This is a genomic window from Pseudomonas sp. GW822-FHT02G04 (genome assembly GCF_058802085.1).
This window is the reverse complement of the sequence record NZ_JBXANU010000028.1, coordinates 67,612-86,837: the sequence shown is the minus strand read 5'-3', so window position 1 is coordinate 86,837 and position 19,226 is coordinate 67,612. Positions and strand designations below refer to the sequence as shown.

The following is a 19,226-nucleotide window of genomic DNA, read 5'->3' as shown; positions in this document are numbered from 1 at the left end:
CGCGAAGGCGTAGTGTCAGTCGATATCAATGTTGAATGACACGACGCCTTCGCGGGCAAGCCTCGCTCCTACAGCGAAGCCGGCGCCTAGCCTCAAGGCTGCCAGAAGTTCTTCTCCCCACTCAACTTCCGATCCAGAAAGCTCGCCGCGCTGATCAGCGCCAGATGGGTCAGTGCTTGCGGTGTGTTGCCCAGGTGTCGGGCGTGGCTGTCGAGTTCTTCGGCGTACAGCCCCAGAGGGTTGGCGTACCGCATCAATTGTTCGAACTCCAGGTGCGCCTTTTCTATCTGGCCGGCGCGGGCCAGGCATTCGACGTACCAGAACGAGCAGGCGGCGAAGGCGCCTTCGGTGCAGGGCAGGCCGTCGATCTGGCTGTCGTCGTTGCGGTAGCGGTAGACCATGCCCGTGCGCACCAGGGTTTTCTCGATGGCTTCAAGGGTTGCGATCCAGCGTGGATCCTTGGCACTGACGAAGCGCACCAGCGGCATCAGCAGCATCGAGCCGTCGAGGCCGGTGCCGCCGATGTGCTGGACGAAATGCCCGCGCTCTTCATTCCAGAAGTTGCTCCAGATGTCGGCGTAGATCGCTTGACGAGTCTGGTCCCAACGGACAAACGGGGCGGGCAGCGAGCGTTTGGAGGCCAGCCGGATGGCCCGATCCAGCGCCACCCAGCACATCAGTCGCGAGTGCAGGAAATCATGCTGCTCGCCGCGCATTTCCCAGATGCCAACGTCCTTTTGCTGCCAGGTTTCGCAGACCTGATCGACCACTTCCACGGTGTGTTTCCAGCCTTCATGGGAAATCGCTTCACCGTATTTGTTGACCAGGTACACCGCGTCCATCAGCTCGCCGAAGATGTCGAGCTGGATTTGATCGTAGGCCTGATTGCCGATGCGCACCGGCGTCGCGCCGCCATGGCCGGACAGGTGCGCAAGTTCGACTTCCGGCAGTTCCTGGCGGCCATCAATGGCATACAGAATATTGAGTTTCATCGGCTTGCCACGGCAATCGCTGACCCTGCCGCGCAGCCAGCGCATGTAGGCGTTGGCTTCTTCGACGAAGCCCAGGCGCATGAAGGCGTAGACGGTGAATGAGGCGTCGCGGATCCAGGTATAGCGGTAGTCCCAGTTACGTGTGCCGCCGGGTGTTTCCGGCAGGCCGAAGGTGGCGGCTGCGAGGATCGCGCCGTGTTTGCGCGAGGTCAGCAGCTTCAGCGCCAGGGCCGAACGGCTGACCATTTCCCGCCAGCGACCCCGGTAATTGGACTGGCCGATCCAGTCGCGCCAGAACTTCAGGGTACGCTCCAGGCACAGTGCGGCGGCGCCTTCCTTGAAGCGCGGATCGTCAACGCCGCCGAGCAGAAATTCGGCGCTCTGGCCCTGTTCGAGGGTGAATTCGGCAATCGCTGCATTGCCTTCGACGCGCAAGGGCTGATCCGAACACAGCTGCATGGGCGGTTGACCGGAGGCCTCGAAATACACATTCCGACCACGCACCCGGGCCTTGGTGTGAGCCCGCCCGTAGTCATGACGCAGGTTGCAGAACATCTGTATCGTCGCTTGACCGCTGACCACGCGCACCCGGCGCATCAACATCGGCAAATCATCCTCGCTGTCGCCGATCGGCAGCAGGTCGATGACTTCGACCACCGCGTTATCGCTCAGCCAGCGGGTTTGCAAGACGTTGGTGTCGGGCAGGTAAATCTGCTCGCGGCGGGCGTCGGGCAGGTCCGGGGCCAGTTGGAAAATGCCGGCAGCGGGGGTATCCAGCAGCGAGCAGAAGATCGACGGACTGTCGAATTCCGGCCAGCAGAAAAAGTCCACGCTGCCCTTGTCGTTGATCAGCGCCGCGCTGCACATGTCGCCAATGATGCCGTGGGCGTCGATCGCGCTTTGTCGTTCGGAATGATCAGCCATTGCTGCAGAACTCCGGGAACCGAGGGCCTATCCAGCTGACTGGTTTAAGCCGCAGAGAGTTCATTTGGCGACGAACCGGCGTTCACACTCAAGCAACAATTCGACGCTTTCCCGCAGGCCGACGTTTGTGGCAAGTTGCAGGCCCTTGTTGAGGCCCGATCCCATGGCAAACCCCTACCGCGAGCTGTTCCACGCCCCAGGCGCACGCGCCTTTGTGCTGGCCGGGATGATCGCGCGCATGCCGATTTCCATGACCGGCATCGGCCTGATCACCATGCTCTCGCAGCTCCAGGGTGGTTACGGCCTGGCGGGCTCCATCGCGGCGACCTTTGCCCTGGCCACGGCGTTTTGTGCGCCGCAGGTTTCGCGACTGGTGGACCGATTTGGGCAAGGCCGGATTTTGCCGGTGTCGGCGCTGGTCGGCGGCGGGGCGCTGTTGATGCTGTTGCTCTGCACCCGCTTGCAGGCGCCGCACTGGACGTTGTTTGCGTTCGCTGCGCTGGCCGGTTGCATGCCGAGCATGTCGGCGATGGTGCGGGCGCGCTGGACCGAGTTGTATCGCGGTCGCCCTGAGTTGCAAACCGCGTATGCGCTGGAATCGGTGCTGGACGAGGTGTGTTTTATTGTCGGGCCGCCGTTGTCGGTGGGGTTGTGCGTGGTGGTGTTCCCGGAGGCGGGGCCGTTGGCGGCGTTGCTGATGCTGGCGATCGGGGTCACGGCGCTTGTGTTGCAGCGCGGCACCGAGCCACCGGTGCATCCCCATGAAGAACACCATCAGGGTTCGATCATCCGCTTGAGCGAAATCCAGTTGTTGATGCTGTTGATGCTGTTGATGGTCGACATGGGCACCATCGTCGGTGTGGTGGATGTGGTCAGCGTCGCTTTCGCCGCGCAGCAGGGGCAACCGGCGGCGGCGAGTATTGTGCTGTCGGTGTATGCCATCGGATCATGTCTGGCCGGGTTGGCGTTCGGCGCGTTGCGCTCGAAACTGCCGCTGCCGTTACTGTTTCTCTACGGCGGGGTGGCGACGGCGGTGACCACGTTGCCGTTGCTGTTGGCGGCGAATATTGTCGGCTTGTCGCTGGCGGTGTTCGTCGCCGGGTTGTTCTTTGCTCCGACCCTGATTGTGGCGATGGCGCTAGTGGAACGCATCGTGCCGCCGGCCAGGCTCACCGAGGGACTGACCTGGCTGGTCACCGGTTTGAGCATCGGCGTGGCTCTCGGCGCGGCCAGTTCCGGCTGGCTGGTGGATGCGTTCGGGGCGCGCAGCGGATTCTGGGTGTCGATTGCCGCAGATGCCGTGGTGTTGGGGGCGGCGGTGCAGAGCTTCCGTCATTTGAAATGAAGATTGACGGTGGGAGCAGGCTTGCCCGCGACTGCGTTTTTTCAGGTATTGCGCGTCATCGTTCATCGCGGGCAAGTCGGATCGCCGCATCGCACGCTCCCACAGGTAACGAGCACCTGCAGCGGAAATTTAACCGGCACTGACTAATTTGTACCGCTTGCGGACCGTCCTCCCTTACAGACGACTTTTTGAGGTAAACGTGGTGACCGAGTTGACCCTGCTGTGTCTGCCGTATTCTGGCGCCAGTGCCATGGTCTACAGCCGCTGGCGGCGCAAGTTGCCGCAGTGGCTGCAGTTGCAGCCGGTGGAGCTACCGGGACGGGGCGCACGGTTCGGTGAACCGCTGCACACCGACATGCGCGCGTTGGCGATGCAATTGGCCAGGGAATTGCGTTCGACGCTCAAGGCGCCTTACGCCTTGTTTGGTCATAGTCTGGGCGCCTTGCTCGCGTGCGAGCTGGCCCACGCCTTTCGTGTGTTGGGTTGCCCGGAACCGGTGGCGCTGTTTGCCTCGGGAACGGCGGCGCCGACGATGCGGGCCGATTACGACCGCGGCTTTGCCGAGCCGAAAACCGATGCGCAGCTGATCGAGCAACTACGAACGCTCAATGGCACCAGTGAAGAGGTGCTGGCCAATGAAGAGCTGATGAGCCTGACGCTGCCGATTCTGCGCGCGGACTTTCTGCTGTGCGGACGTTTTCAGCCGGTACAGCGGCCATTGCTCAAGTGCCCGGTGCATGTGCTGGGTGGCAAGGCCGACAAGGCCACTACCGAACAGTTGATCGGCTGGAGCAGGGAAACCCACGGCAGCTTTTCGGTGGACATGCTGGCCGGTGGGCACTTCTTCATTCATGAACACGAAGCCAAGGTGCTGCGGCTGATCAAGGATCAGCTGGGGGGGCATCATCGGCGGCATGCCTTGGCGGCTGTCAGTTAACACGATGCTTCAGTTTGGTGATCTCTGTGGCGAGGGAGCTTGCTCCCGCTGGGTTGCGAAGCGACCCTAAAACCTGCGACCTCGCTGTGTCAGGAATACCGCATTCGCCGGTTTACGACTGCTGCGCAGCCGAGCGGGAGCAAGCTCCCTCGCCACAGGTCTGTGTCCGGCCTTCATTTCTTCGTTACACCGCCGATTCCAGCCGCTTCGACCTCCCTTCCTGATACTTGTTCTCAAACGCTAATTTTTCCGGTCTGCATTCGTTTCATAGGGACGACGTGCCTTTGTGCTTCCTGCCTACTGATCCGGATGCTAAGAAATGAATGCTGAAGACTCCTTGAAACTTGCTCGCCGGTTTATCGGGTTGCCCCTGGAAAAGCGCCAGATGTTCCTTGCGGCCTTGCACAAGGAGGGCGTGGACTTCGCCCGTTTTCCGATTCCGCAAGGCGTCGAGGCCGAGGATCGGCAAGCGCTGTCCTACGCCCAGCAACGTATGTGGTTTCTCTGGCAGCTGGACCCGCACGGCGGCGCCTACAACTTGCCGGGCGCGGTGCGCCTGACCGGGCAACTGAACCTGCCGGCCCTGGAGCAGGCGTTCGCCAGCCTGGTGGCGCGTCATGAAACCCTGCGCACGGTGTTCCAGTGTCAGACCGACGAGACCCTGCAACAAGCGCCGACCCGTGCGCCGCTGGTGATCGAGCAGGTCGATTTCAGCGCGTTGCCAACCCTTGAGCGCGAACAGGCCGTGGCCGAGGCCGCCCAGCAGCAATCGTTGCTGCCGTTCGATTTGGCCGTCGGGCCGCTGCTGCGGGTCAAGCTGCTCAAGCTCGCCGAGCACGAACACGTGCTGCTGCTGACTCTGCACCACATCGTTTCTGATGGTTGGTCGATGAACGTGTTGATCGACGAGTTCATCCGCTGCTACGACGCCCATGATGCCGGCGCGCAACCGCAGCTCGCGCCGTTGCCGATTCAGTACAGCGACTATGCCTTGTGGCAACGCCGCTGGCTGGAAGCCGGGGAGCAGGCGCGGCAGCTGGAATACTGGCAAGCCCAATTGGGCTTCGAGCATCCGGTGCTGGAACTGCCCACCGATCACCCGCGCCCGGCGATGCCCAGCTATCGCGGCACGCGTTATGAGTTCGGCGTCGACGGCCAACTGGCCGAGCAACTGCGAGCCACCGCGCAGAAACACAACATCACCTTGTTCATGCTGTTGCTCGGCGCGTTCAACGCGTTGCTGCACCGCTACACCGGGCAGACCGACATTCGCGTCGGCGTGCCGATCGCCAACCGCAATCGCGGCGAAATCGAAGGCCTGATCGGTTTCTTCGTCAACACCCAAGTGCTGCGCACCCGCCTCGATGGCCAGACCCGCGTCGCCGATTTGCTCAGTGACATCAAGGAAACCGCCCTCGGCGCCCAGGCCCATCAGGACTTGCCGTTCGAGCGGTTGGTGGAAGCGTTGAAACTGGAGCGCAGCCTCAGCCACACGCCGTTGTTCCAGGTGATGTACAACCATCAGCCGCAGGTGGCGGACATTTCCACGGTGACCACCGCCTCGGGCCTGGAACTGGGCGTGATCGAATGGGAAGGGCGCACCACCCAGTTCGACCTGACCCTGGACACCTATGAAAAGGCCGGCACACTGCACGCCGCGCTGACCTATGCCAACGACCTGTTCGATGCGCCGACCATCGCCCGCATGGCACGGCACTGGACTCATTTGCTGCACGGCATGGTCAGCGACAGCCAGCAGCGCATCAGCGATTTGCCGTTGCTTGAAACCGAGGAATACCAGCGCATCGTCCATGACTGGAACCGCGCTGACGAAGGTTTCGCCGATGATCTGTGCATCCATGAGCTGATCGCCAGGCAGGTCGCGGCCATGCCAGACGCGTTGGCGGTGACCTTCTCTGAGAAACAGCTGACTTACGCTGAACTCGACAGCCGCGCCACCCAACTCGCCCACAAGCTGATCGAGTTGGGCGTGGGCCCGGAAGTGCGGGTCGGCGTGGCGATGCAGCGTTCCGACAGTCTGTTGGTGGCGTTGCTCGCGGTACTCAAGGCCGGCGGCGCCTATGTGCCGCTGGACCCGGATTACCCGGCCGACCGCGTGGCCTACATGCTCGAAGACAGCCGCGCTTTGGTGCTGCTGACCGAGCAGGCTGTCGCGGCAACATTGAACGTCACTGCCGAGACACAAGTGCTGTTGATGGACAGCGCCGAGCCATGGCTGGCCGCTTACCCAAGCAGCGCTCCGGTGACCCGCGTCACGCCGGATAACCTCGCCTATGTGATCTACACCTCCGGTTCCACCGGCAAGCCCAAAGGCGTGGCCATCGCCCATCGCAACGTGCTGGCGCTGATCGACTGGTCGCAATCGGTGTACAGCCGCGACGACATTCAGGGTGTGCTGGCCTCGACCTCGGTGTGTTTCGATCTGTCGGTGTGGGAGTTGTTTGTCACCCTGGCCAACGGCGGTTCAGTGATCATCGCCCGCAACGCCCTGGAGCTGCCGCAACTGCCGGCCCGCGATCAGGTGCGCCTGATCAACAGCGTGCCGTCGGCGATCAATGCGCTGCACAGTGCCGGGCAGATCCCGCCGGGCGTGCGCATCATCAACCTCGCCGGTGAGCCGCTGAAGCAGAGCCTGGTGGAGGCGTTGTATCAGCAGCCGACCATCGAGCACGTCTACGACCTCTACGGTCCATCGGAGGACACTACCTATTCCACCTGGACTCGCCGCCAGGCCGGCGGCAGCGCCAACATCGGCCGACCGCTCAAACACACCGCCAGCTATTTGCTGGATGCCGATCTGCAAACGGTGCCGCAGGGCGTATCGGCCGAGCTGTACCTGGCCGGCGCGGGCATCACCCGGGGTTACCTGGCGCGACCGGGCATGACCGCCGAGAAGTACGTGCCGAACCCGTTTGCCAGCAATGGCGAGCGCCTGTACCGCACCGGTGATTTGACCCGCTATCAGGTCGACGGCGCGCTGCAATACGTCGGTCGCATCGACCATCAGGTCAAGGTTCGTGGCTTCCGGATCGAACTGGGTGAAATCGAAGCTCGGCTGTTGCAGCAGGACGCGGTACGCGAACTGGCGGTGCTGGCCCAGGATGGCGTTAGCGGTCAGCAACTGGTCGCCTACATCGTGCCGACCGATGCCGCGGTGTTGGCGGACGATGCCGATGCTCAAGCGAACCTGCGCGAAACCCTGAAAGCTGCGCTGCGCCAACATTTGCCGGACTACATGGTCCCGGCGTATCTGCTGTTCCTCGAACAATTGCCGTTGACCCCCAACGGCAAGCTCGACCGCAAGGCCTTGCCTGCGGTCGACGGCACCCAGCAGCAACGTGAACACGTGGCGCCACGCACGGCTCTGGAAAAGTCCCTGGCGGCGATCTGGCAGGACGTCCTGGCCATCGACAGCGTCGGCCTGGAAGACAACTTCTTTGAGCTGGGCGGCGACTCCATTGTGTCGATGCAAGTGGTCAGCCGCGCGCGTCAGGCGGGCATCGTGTTGAGCCCCAAAGACCTGTTCCAGCACCAGACCATCCGCAGCCTGGCGCAAGTGGCCCGCAGCGGCGAGCAGAACCTGATCGATCAAGGTCCGGCTGTTGGCGCGGTGGCCCTGACGCCGGTGCAGCACTGGTTCTTCGAGCAAGCCATTCCTGAACGCCAACACTGGAACCAGTCGCTACTGCTGGTGCCGCGCGAAACGCTGGATGCCGGGGCGCTGGATCAAGCGTTGGCGCAGTTGCTCACGCATCACGACGGTTTGCGTCTGCGTTATGAACAGACCGATGCCGGTTGGCAGCAGGCCTATGGCGCAATGTCCGGTGAGTCGGTGTTGTGGCAACGCTCGGCGCAATCGCTCGAAGAGCTGAATGCGTTGTGCGACGAAGCCCAGCGCAGTCTTGATCTGAGCAACGGCCCGTTGCTGCGAGGGTTGTCGGTGCAGATGGCCGATGGCACTCAGCGGCTGCTGCTGGTGATTCACCACTTGGCGGTGGACGGTGTTTCATGGCGGGTATTGCTGGAAGATCTGCAGCAGTTCTATCGCCAGGCACGCGACGGCTCGACGCTGACGACGGCGACGAAAACCAGTTCATACCAGCGCTGGGTGGCGCGTCTGCAAAGCCACCTGCCGACGTTCCAGCACAGCGTCGATTATTGGCAGGCGCAACTGCGCGATGCAGCGCAAAACGACTTGCCGTGCGACCGCCCTGACGGCGCACTGCAAAACCGTTTCGAGCAGAAAGTCGAACTGACCTTCGACACCGAACAAACCCGCAAACTGCTGCAACAGGCGCCGGCGGCTTATCGGACCCAGGTCAATGATCTGCTGCTGACCGCGCTGGCGCGGGCCGTGTGCCGCTGGACCGGGCAGGGCAGCACGCTGATTCAGCTCGAAGGGCATGGCCGCGAAGACCTGTTCGACGACATCGATTTGACCCGCACCGTGGGCTGGTTCACCAGTCTGTTCCCGGTCAACCTGAGCCCGGCCGGCGACCTCGGCGTGTCGATCAAAACGGTCAAGGAGCAACTGCGCGCGGTGCCGGACAAAGGTCTGGGCTACGGCGTGCTGCGCTACCTGGCCGATCCGCAAATGGGCGCCGCACTGGCGGCCTTGCCGCAACCGCGTATCACCTTCAACTACCTGGGGCAGTTCGACCGTCAGTTCGACGAAGCGGCGTTGTTTGTGCCGTCCAGCGAAGGCAGCGGCGCCGCACAGGATCCGTCGGCACCGTTGGCCAACTGGCTGACGGTCGAAGGCCAGGTGTACGGCGGCGAGCTGTCGATGAGCTGGGGCTTCAGCCGCGAGATGTTCGACACCGTGACCATCCAGCAGCTGGTTGATCAATACGCTGTCGAACTCAACGGGTTGATCGAGCATTGCTGCACCCTTGAGGTGCCACAGGCCACGCCGTCGGACTTCCCGTTGGCGCGCATCACCCAGGCGCAACTCGATGCACTGCCGGTGGCCGTCGGCCAACTCGACGACCTCTATCCGCTGTCGCCGATGCAACAGGGGCTGTTGTTCCACACCCTGTACGAGCAGGCGGCGGGCGAGTACATCAATCAGCTGCGGGTGGATGTGCAAGGCATCGAGCCAGAGCGTTTCCGTGCGGCCTGGCAGGCCACGGTCGATGCCCAGGACATCTTGCGCACAGGTTTTGTCTGGCAGGGCGAACTGGAGCAACCGGTGCAGATCGTCCACAAACAGGTGCAGTTGCCGTTCACCGTGCTCGACTGGCGTGAGCGTGACGATCAGCTTCAGGCCTTGAGTGAACTGGCCGATGCCGAACGGCAACAAGGATTCGACCTGAGTCAGGCGCCGTTGCTGCGACTGGTGCTGGTGCAAATCGCAGCCGATAGCTGGCAGCTGATTTACACCCATCACCACATCCTGATGGACGGCTGGAGCAACTCGCAGCTGCTCGGCGAAGTCTTGCAGCGTTACAGCGGTCGCCCGCCGATAGCTACCGGCGGACGCTATCGCGATTACATCGCTTGGTTGCAGCGTCAGGATGCGCAACTGAGCCAGGACTTCTGGCGCGAGCCGTTGGCCTCCCTGCAAGAGCCGACCCGACTGGCGCGGGTGGTGTCCGGCAACGAAACCCTGAGCGGGCATGGCGACCACTTCCAGACCCTGGACGTCAGTCGCACCCAAGGCCTTGAAGCCTTTGCCCGGCAACAAAAAGTCACCCTCAACACCTTGGTGCAAGCCGCGTGGCTGTTGTTGCTGCAACGCTACACTGGCCACGAAACCGTGGCATTCGGCGCCACGGTGGCCGGGCGTCCGGCAGACTTGCCCGGCATTGAGCAAGCTGTCGGCTTGTTCATCAACACCTTGCCGGTGATCGGCGCACCGCGTCCGGACCAAGGCGTTGGCCACTGGTTGCAAGCGGTACAGGCGCAAAACCTCAGCCTGCGCGAGTTCGAACACACGCCGTTGGCGGACATTCAACGCTGGGCCGGGCAGGGTGGCGAAGCGCTGTTCGACAACATTCTGGTGTTCGAGAACTACCCGATTGCCCAGGCGCTGCAACAGGGCGCGGAGCAAGGCGTGGTGTTCGGCGACGTCGCTAACCTTGAGCAAACCCATTATCCGTTGAGCGTTGCCGTGACGCTGGGCCAGACCCTGGCGCTGCATTACAGCTTCGACCGGGCGCATTTCTCAACGCCCGCGATCGAATGCATCAGTGCGCACCTGCTGCAACTGCTGGAACAGTTCGCCGAGTCGGCCGAACGCAACCTCGGTGAAATCGCCCTGGCCAGCGCTGCCGAGCTGGCGCAGCAACAGGCCAATAATCAGCCGCAGCCGTACCCGGTGAGTGTCGCTGTGCACCAGCGCATCGCCGAACTCGCCGCCCAGCGCCCGGAACGCACGGCGGTGATCTTCGCTGGCCAGCGGTTCAGCTATGGCGACATCGACCAACGCGCTAATCAGTTGGCCCACGCCCTGATCGCACGAGGTGTCGGCCCGGAAAGCCGGGTCGGCGTGGCCTTGCCGCGCAGCGAAGGGGTGATCGTCGCGCTGCTGGCGGTGCTCAAGGCCGGCGGTGCCTACGTGCCGGTGGACACCAGCTACCCGCGCGAGCGTCTGGCTTATCTGATTGAGGATTCGGGGCTGGCGTTGTTGCTTACCGACTCTTCCGTTTCTGCGCAGTTGCCGGTGGATGATTCGGTCCCGGTGCTGGAGCTCGACCGTCTCGATCTGCGCGGCCAATCCCTCACTACGCCCAAGGTGCAGCTTGATCCGCAGAACCTCGCTTACGTCATTTACACCTCCGGCTCCACCGGTAACCCCAAAGGCGTGAGCGTCGCCCATGGCCCGCTGGCGATGCATTGCCAGGCCATCGGCGAACGCTATGAAATGCGTGACAGCGACTGCGAATTCCACTTTATGTCCTTCGCCTTCGACGGTGCCCATGAGCGTTGGCTGACAAGCCTGACTCACGGCGCTTCGCTGCTGATTCGCGACGACAGCCTGTGGACGCCGGAACAGACTTACAACGCCATGCGCGAACACGGCGTGACGGTGGTGGCGTTCCCGCCGGTCTACCTGCAACAACTGGCCGAACACGCCGAGCGTGAAGGCCACCCGCCGAAGGTGCGGATCTACTGCTTCGGCGGCGATGCCGTGCCCAACGCCAGTTTCGAGCGGGTCAAGCGTGCGCTCGATCCGGACTACATCATCAACGGCTACGGCCCGACCGAAACCGTGGTCACGCCGCTGATCTGGAAGGCCGGGCGCGACGTGCAGTGTGGCGCGGCCTACGCGCCGATCGGCAGTCGCATCGGTGACCGCAGCGCTTACGTGCTGGACGCCGACCTGAACCTGCTGCCCCAAGGCATGGCCGGTGAACTGTACCTGGGCGGCACTGGCCTGGCCCGGGGTTACCTGAACCGTCCTGGCCTGACGGCTGAGCGGTTTGTCGCCGATCCGTTCAGCGCGGTCGGTGGCCTGCTGTACCGCACCGGCGACCTGGTGCGGCAGCGTGTCGATGGCACGTTCGATTACCTGGATCGCATCGATAACCAGGTGAAAATTCGCGGCTTCCGCATTGAACTGGGGGAAATCGAAGCGCGCCTGCAAGTCCTCGACGGGGTACGCGAAGCGGTGGTGGTTGCCCAGGAAGGCACCGCCGGCAGCGGCAAGCGCCTGGTGGCTTATGTGGTCGCCGATGCGCTCAATGCCGAACGGGCTGATTTCGCCGACAGCTTGCGCGAGCAACTTAAAGTCGCGCTGCCGGCGCACATGGTCCCGGCGTATTTGCTGCTGCTTGAGCGCCTGCCGCTGACCCCCAACGGCAAACTCGACCGCAAGAACCTGCCCAAGCCGGATGTCAGCCAATTGCAGCAAGCTTATGTGGCGCCGCAAAGCGCTCTGGAGCAGCAACTGGCGACGATCTGGCAGGACGTGCTGAAACTCGATCAGGTTGGCTTGAGCGACAACTTCTTCGAACTGGGCGGCGATTCGATCATCTCGATCCAAGTGGTCAGCCGCGCCCGTCAGGCCGGAATCCGCTTCACGCCAAAAGACCTGTTCCAGCACCAGACCATCCAGGCACTGGCCACGGTGGCGCGGTTGGGTGAGCCGGCTCAGGTCATCGATCAAGGGCCGGTGACCGGCGAATTGGCGTTGTTGCCGGTGCAACGGCTGTTCTTCGAACAGGCCATCCCCGAGCGTCAGCACTGGAACCAGGCGGTGATGCTCAAGCCGACACAAATCCTCGACGCTGTGCTGCTTGAGCAGGCGTTGGGCGCGCTGGTTACGCACCACGATGGCTTGCGCTTGAGCTTCGTCGAACAGGCCGAGGGCTGGCAGGCGCAATACCGCGCGCCGGGCAGCCAGACCGAGGCGTTGCTCTGGGCGGTCGACGTTGCCGACGCCACGGCACTAGAAGCGGTGGCCAACGAAGCGCAACGCAGCCTGAACCTGCAACACGGGCCGCTGCTGCGCGCGGTGCTGGCGAACCTCGATGACGGCACTCAGCGCCTGTTGCTGGCGATCCACCATCTGGTAGTGGACGGCGTGTCGTGGCGGATTCTGTTTGACGATCTGCAAACCGCTTACCGTCAGCTGCTGAGCGGCGAGATCCTGCAATTGCCAGCCAAAACCAGTGCGGCCAAGGTCTGGGCCGAGCACCTGAAAACCTACGCCCGCAGTGCTGAACTGCGCAGCGAACTGGTCTGGTGGCAACACCAGTTGCACGGCGCCGACGTGGCGTTGCCGGCGGATAATCCCGAGGGCGGGCAGCAGAACAAGCATGCACTGACGGTGCGCACGCAACTGAACAAGGAACTGACCCGGCAACTGCTGCAAGACGCCCCGGCGGCGTATCGCACTCAGGTCAACGACCTGCTGCTGACCGCCCTGGCCCGCGTCATGGTGCGCTGGACCGGGACCGACAGCGCGTTGATCCAGCTCGAAGGCCATGGCCGTGAAGAGCTGTTCGACGGCGTTGACCTGACCCGCACCGTCGGCTGGTTCACCAGCCTGTACCCGGCAAAACTGACGCCGGTCGCGGACCTCGGTGGCTCGCTGAAACAGATCAAGGAACAGCTGCGCGCGATCCCGAACAAGGGCATCGGTTTCGGTGCGCTGGCCCATCTGGGGGATGACGCTGCACGCAAAGTCCTCAGCCAATTGCCGGTGCCGCGCCTGACCTTCAATTATCTTGGCCAGTTCGACGGCAGCTTCACCAAAGCCGACGGCGCCTTGTTCGTACCGTGCAGTGACGCGGCTGGCGATGAGCTGGATGCCAACGCGCCATTGGCTAACCAGTTGGCCCTCAACGGTCAGGTGTATGGCGGCGAACTGAATCTGGGATGGACCTTCAGCCGCGAAATGTTCAATGAGGCGACCATTCAAGCGCTGGCCGACGATTACGCACTGGAACTGCAAGCGCTGATCGCCCATTGCTGCCAGGCCGGACAGCACGGCGTTACCCCGTCGGACTTCCCGCTGGCGCGCTTGAGCCAGGCACAACTGGACGGCTTGCCGCTGGCGCCGCAATCGATCGAAGACCTGTATCCGCTGTCGCCAATGCAGCAGGGCATGTTGTTCCATGCCGTGTACGAAGAAACCACCGGCGATTACATCAACCAGATTCGCCTGGACGTGGAAGGGCTAGACCCCGAGAGTTTCCATCAGGCCTGGCAAGCGGCGGTGGATGCCCATGACATTCTGCGCACACGCTTCGTCTGGCAGGGCGAACTGGAAAACCCGGTGCAGGTGGTCAGCAAGCACGCGCAGATGCCTTACAGCCTGCATGATTTACGCGCCCATCCGCAGCGCGATCAGGCCTTGCAGACGTTTGCCGACACGGAACGCCAACACCTCAACTTGAACGCACCGACCTTGTTGCGGTTGGTGATTGCGCGCATCGACGACCACCGTCATCACCTGATCTACACCAACCATCACATTCTGATGGACGGCTGGAGCAACTCGCAGTTGCTCGGCGAAGTGCTGCAGCGTTACAGCGGCCAGTTCAACGGCGCTCTCAGCGGACGTTACCGCGATTACATCGCCTGGCTGCAACGCCAGGACGCGGCGGCCAGCGAAGCGTTCTGGACCCCGACGCTACACGCGCTGGACGAGCCGACGCGCCTGGCCCAGACCGTCGCGAAGCCTCAAGCGTCTATCGACAGCCAAGGTTACGGCGATCACTTCCAGGTGCTGGATACTGATCTGACCCTGCGTCTGGGCGAGTTTGCCCGGGCTGCGAAAGTCACGGTCAACACGCTGGTGCAGGCGGCCTGGTTGCTGTTGCTGCAACGCTACACCGGCAAAACCACCGTGGCCTTCGGCGCGACGGTCGCTGGTCGTCCGGCCGACTTGCCCGGTGTCGAGCAACAGATCGGGCTGTTCATCAACACCTTGCCGGTGATCGCCAGCCCTCGGGCCGAGCAATCGCTCACGAGTTGGCTGCAAGCGGTGCAAGGGCAAAACCTGGCCTTGCGTGAGTTTGAACACACCGCGCTGTTCGATATTCAGCGCTGGGCCGGGCAGGGCGGTGAAGCGCTGTTCGACAACATTCTGGTGTTCGAGAACTACCCGATTGCCCAGGCCCTGGAGCAGGGCGCCCCGCAAGGCTTGCGCTTTGGTCCGGTGGCCAGTCGCGAGCAGACCAACTATCCGCTGACCCTGCTGGTTAGCCTCGACACGCAACTGTCGATGCACTTCAGCTATCAGCGCGGCAGTTTTGCGCCGACGACAGTGACGCGATTGGCGGCTCATCTGCAGCACCTGTTGAGCCAAATGATCGTCGCCGGTGAACGCTGCCTCGGGGATTTGGTGCTGCTGGATGAGACCGAGCAGCAGCAAGTCTTGCTGGACTGGAACCGTAGCGATGAAAGTTTCGCCCAGGAGCTGTGCATTCACCAGTTGATCGACCGTCAGGTCGCGGCCATGCCGGACGCGTTGGCGGTGACCTTCGCAACCAAGCAACTGACTTACGCCGAACTCGACAGCCGCGCCAACCAACTCGCCCACAAGCTGATCGAATTGGGCGTGGGTCCGGAAGTGCGGGTCGGCGTGGCGATGCAGCGTTCCGACAGCCTGCTGGTGGCGTTGCTGGCGGTGCTGAAGGCCGGTGGCGCTTATGTGCCGTTGGACCCGGATTATCCAGCCGACCGCGTGGCCTACATGCTCGAAGACAGCCGCGCTTTGGTGCTGCTGACCGAGCAGGCCGTTGCGGCAACATTGAGCATCGCTGCCGAGACACAAGTGTTGTTGATGGACAGCGCCGAGCCATGGCTGACCGCTTACCCAAGCAGCGCACCGGTGACCCGCGTCACGCCGGATAACCTCGCTTATGTGATCTACACCTCCGGTTCCACCGGCAAGCCCAAAGGCGTGGCCATCGCCCATCGCAACGTGTTGGCGCTGATCGACTGGTCGCAATCGGTGTACAGCCGCGACGACATTCAGGGTGTGCTGGCCTCGACCTCGGTGTGTTTCGATCTGTCGGTGTGGGAGTTGTTTGTCACCCTGGCCAACGGCGGCTCGCTGATCATCGCCCGCAACGCCATGGAGTTGTCGCAATTGCCGGCTCGCGATCAGGTGCGCCTGATCAACAGCGTGCCGTCGGCGATCAATGCGCTGCACAGTGCCGGGCAGATTCCGCCGGGCGTGCGCATCATCAACCTCGCCGGTGAGCCGCTGAAGCAGTCGCTGGTCGACGCGCTTTACGGGCAGCCGACCGTTGAGCATGTCTACGACCTCTACGGCCCGTCGGAAGACACCACCTATTCCACCTGGACCCGCCGCCAGGCGGGTGGCACGGCGAACATTGGTCGACCGCTCAAACACACCGCCAGCTATTTGCTGGACGCCGATCTGCAAGCGGTGCCCGTGGGCGTGTCGGCCGAGCTGTATCTGGCCGGTGCCGGCATCACCCGGGGTTACCTGGGGCGACCGGGCATGACCGCCGAGAAATACGTGCCGAACCCGTTCGCCAGCAATGGCGAGCGCCTGTACCGCACTGGCGATTTGACCCGTTATCAGGCCGATGGCGTGCTCGAGTACCGAGGGCGAATCGACCATCAGGTGAAGATCCGCGGCTTCCGCATCGAACTGGGTGAAATCGAAGCGCGCCTGCTGGAGCAGCCAGCGGTCCGCGAAGTGGCGGTGCTGGCGCAGGAAGCCCTGGGCAATCAGCAATTGGTGGCCTACGTCGTTGCGCCGCAACTGGACCTCGATGCCGCCGACGATCAGCAGTCCCTGCGCGATGAACTCAAGGCACGGCTCAGGGATAACCTGCCGGAATTCATGGTCCCGGCGCATCTGCTTTTTATCGAGAAATTGCCGCTGACGCCCAACGGCAAACTCGACCGCAAGGCGTTGCCGACGGTGGAGGGCGGTCATTTGCAGGTGCGTTATGTCGCCCCGCAGAGCGAGCGCGAGCAGCAGGTCGCGGCGATCTGGCAGCACGTACTGCAAGTCGAGCGTGTCGGCCTGCTGGATAACTTTTTCGAACTGGGCGGCCACTCGTTGCTGGCCGTCAATGTGGTTTCACGCCTGCAACTGGAACTGGGCCTGAAACTGACCCCACAACTGATTTTTCAACACCCCGTACTCACGGATTTCGTCAGCAGTCTGGCAACCGCAGGTGAGCAGGTCGATACGTTGAAACTGAGCAAGCTGGACGCCCTGCTTGACGAAATGGAGGAAGCTTGATGGATACCAATGTCGCTTTGAAGATCGCCCGGCGCTTCATTACTTTGCCGCTCGACAAGCGCAGGGTCTATCTGCAGAAGATGCTTGAGGAAGGTGTTTCGCCGGCGAACCTGCCGATTCCCGAAACACAGTCGCAGTTCGATCCGGTGCCGCTGTCTTTTGCTCAGGAACGCCAGTGGTTTCTCTGGCAGATGGACCCCGACAGCGCCGCCTACAACATCCCCAGTGCCATGCAATTGCAGGGCGAGCTCGACGTAGCGGCGCTCGAACACGGTTTTAATGCACTGATTGCCCGTCATCAAAGCCTGCGCACGACGTTCCGGCAGCAGGATGAGCAAGCGGTGCAGGTGATTCATCCGCACATGAACCTGACCGTCGCCGTGCATGAACTGGATGAAAGCCCCGATGCCCTGCCGCCAGAGGCGCAGATTCAAGCGTTCGTCGCCGAACAGACCGGGCAGCCGTTCGACCTGGTCAACGGGCCGCTGTTGCGCGTCAGCCTGCTGCACCTTGGCGCGCAGGAGCACGTGCTGACCCTGACTCAGCACCACATCGCCTCGGATGGCGCGTCGATGCGGGTCATGGTCGACGAATTGCTGCAACTGTATGGCGCTTACCGCCAGGGCCACCAACTCGCTTTGCCGGCATTGTCGATCCAGTACGCCGACTATGGCATCTGGCAACGGCACTGGATGGAAGCCGGGGAGCGCGAGCGGCAGCTGGAGTATTGGCAGGCGCACTTGGGCAGCGAGCATCCGGTGCTGGAATTGCCCACCGATTTCCCGCGCCCGGCGGTGCAGAGCCTGCGTGGCGCCCGTCATGAACTGGCATTGCCGACGGCACTGGGCGAGCGCCTGAGGGCGTTGGCCAAAAGCGAAAACGTCACCCTGTTCATGCTGTTACTGGCGTCGTTCCAGACCTTGTTGCATCGCTACAGTGGCCAGGCCGACATCCGCGTCGGCGTGCCCACCGCTAACCGTAACCGGGTCGAGACCGAGCGGCTGATCGGCTTCTTCGTCAACACCCAGGTGCTTAAGACCGAGTTCGATGCTCAGGCCACGTTCAGCACGCTGCTGGCGCAGGTCAAACAGATCGCGATGGCCGCCCAAGCGCATCAGGACCTGCCTTTCGAACAACTGGTCGAAGCCTTGCAGCCGGAACGCAGCCTGAGCTACAGCCCGCTGTTCCAGGTGATGTACAACCACCAGAGCACCGGCGCCAGCCAGAGCCGTCAGGGCACGGGCGAGTCAGCGCTGACGATCCGCCACTTGCATCAGCCATCGCGCACCGCGCAATTCGATCTGACCCTGGAAACCTTCGACGGCCCCGAGGGCCTCGGTGCACAACTGACCTACGCCACCGACCTGTTTGACGGTGCGACCATCGAGCGTCTGGCACGGCACTGGCAAAATCTGTTGGGCAGCATCGTTGCCGATCCGCAGCAGCGTGTAGGCGAACTAGGTCTGCTCGACGAAACCGAACAACAGCAGGTGCTGGTCGACTGGAACCGCAGCGCCGCCGAATACCCGACTGACCGCTGCATCCATCAATTGATCGAGGCCCAGGCCCTGCGCACGCCAGAGGCCACGGCGTTGGTGTTCGAAGGGCAGTCTCTGAGCTACGCACAACTCAATCGCCAGGCCAACCAGTTGGCGCACCGGCTGATCGAACTGGGTGTCGGCCCGGATCAATTGGTCGGTATCGCCATCGACCGTAGCCTGGAAATGCTGATCGGGCTTCTGGCGATTCTCAAGGCGGGCGGTGCCTACGTGCCGCTGGACCCGCAATACCCTGAAGACCGTCTGGCGCACATGATCGAGGACAGCGGTCTGCAACTGCTGCTGACCCAGGCGCATTTGACCGGGCAACTGCCGATTCCGGCCGGCGTGCAGACCCTGTTGCTCGACCCGCAAGGTGAGCATGCCCGCTGTTACAGCGAAGCCGATCCGCAGGTATCGATCAGCGGAGAAAACCTGGCGTATGCGATTTACACCTCCGGCTCCACCGGCAAGCCCAAAGGGGTGATGGTGCGCCATCAGGCGCTGGTGAACTTCGTGGTGAGCATGGTCAAGGAGCCGGGCATTGAAGCCCAGGACCGCATGCTGTCGCTGACCACGTTCTCGTTCGATATTTTCGGCCTGGAAATCTACGGCCCGCTGCTCAGCGGTGCCCGTGTGGTGCTGGTGGACAAGCACACCGCCCAGGATCCGCAAGCGCTGCTGGAGATGATCCGGCAACAGCAAGTCACGGTGGTGCAAGCCACGCCGTCGACCTGGCGCATGTTGCTCGACCACGAACAGGCGCCCACCCTCCAGGGTTGTAAATTCC

General features: G+C 62.8%; 5 protein-coding genes (1 of these 5 running past the window's edge). 4 read left to right on the top strand and 1 reads right to left on the bottom strand.

The features are described from left to right. Window positions 1-92: 92 nt before the first annotated feature. Window positions 93-1,916 carry a glycoside hydrolase family 15 protein gene (locus tag AC1RO5_RS25970; RefSeq protein WP_493178420.1) on the bottom strand — a complete coding sequence of 608 codons (1,824 nt, stop codon included), beginning with the start codon at window positions 1,914-1,916 and terminating at the stop codon, window positions 93-95. A gap of 163 nt (window positions 1,917-2,079) precedes the next feature. Between AC1RO5_RS25970 and AC1RO5_RS25965 the strand changes: the two genes are divergently transcribed. The 4 genes from AC1RO5_RS25965 to AC1RO5_RS25950 form a co-directional block, all read left to right on the top strand. After that, window positions 2,080-3,261: an MFS transporter gene (locus AC1RO5_RS25965; protein WP_493178419.1), complete on the top strand. Its 1,182-nt coding sequence runs from the start codon at window positions 2,080-2,082 to the stop codon at window positions 3,259-3,261. 199 nt (window positions 3,262-3,460) lie between these two features. Next, complete coding sequence (locus AC1RO5_RS25960) at window positions 3,461-4,198, top strand: thioesterase II family protein (RefSeq protein ID WP_493178418.1); 738 nt, start codon at window positions 3,461-3,463, stop codon at window positions 4,196-4,198. A gap of 319 nt (window positions 4,199-4,517) precedes the next feature. Beyond that, entirely contained in the window at window positions 4,518-16,898 is a 12,381-nt protein-coding gene (locus tag AC1RO5_RS25955; protein WP_493178416.1) for a non-ribosomal peptide synthetase, read from the top strand. Beyond that, on the top strand, window positions 16,898-19,226 hold the start of the coding sequence (locus AC1RO5_RS25950; protein ID WP_493178415.1) for a non-ribosomal peptide synthase/polyketide synthase. Its footprint extends 11,189 nt past the window's final position; only the first 2,329 of its 13,518 coding nucleotides appear in the window; it begins with the start codon at window positions 16,898-16,900; its stop codon lies off the right edge, out of view. The genes AC1RO5_RS25955 and AC1RO5_RS25950 overlap by 1 nt, the downstream gene beginning before the upstream one ends.

What these genes read in the sequence shown, in the direction of transcription:
- AC1RO5_RS25970 (WP_493178420.1), bottom strand. Translation starts at nt 1,916, where the DNA reads ATGGCTGATCATTCCGAACGACAAAGCGCGATCGACGCCCACGGCATC.
- AC1RO5_RS25965 (WP_493178419.1), top strand. Translation starts at nt 2,080, where the DNA reads ATGGCAAACCCCTACCGCGAGCTGTTCCACGCCCCAGGCGCACGCGCC.
- AC1RO5_RS25955 (WP_493178416.1), top strand. Translation starts at nt 4,518, where the DNA reads ATGAATGCTGAAGACTCCTTGAAACTTGCTCGCCGGTTTATCGGGTTG.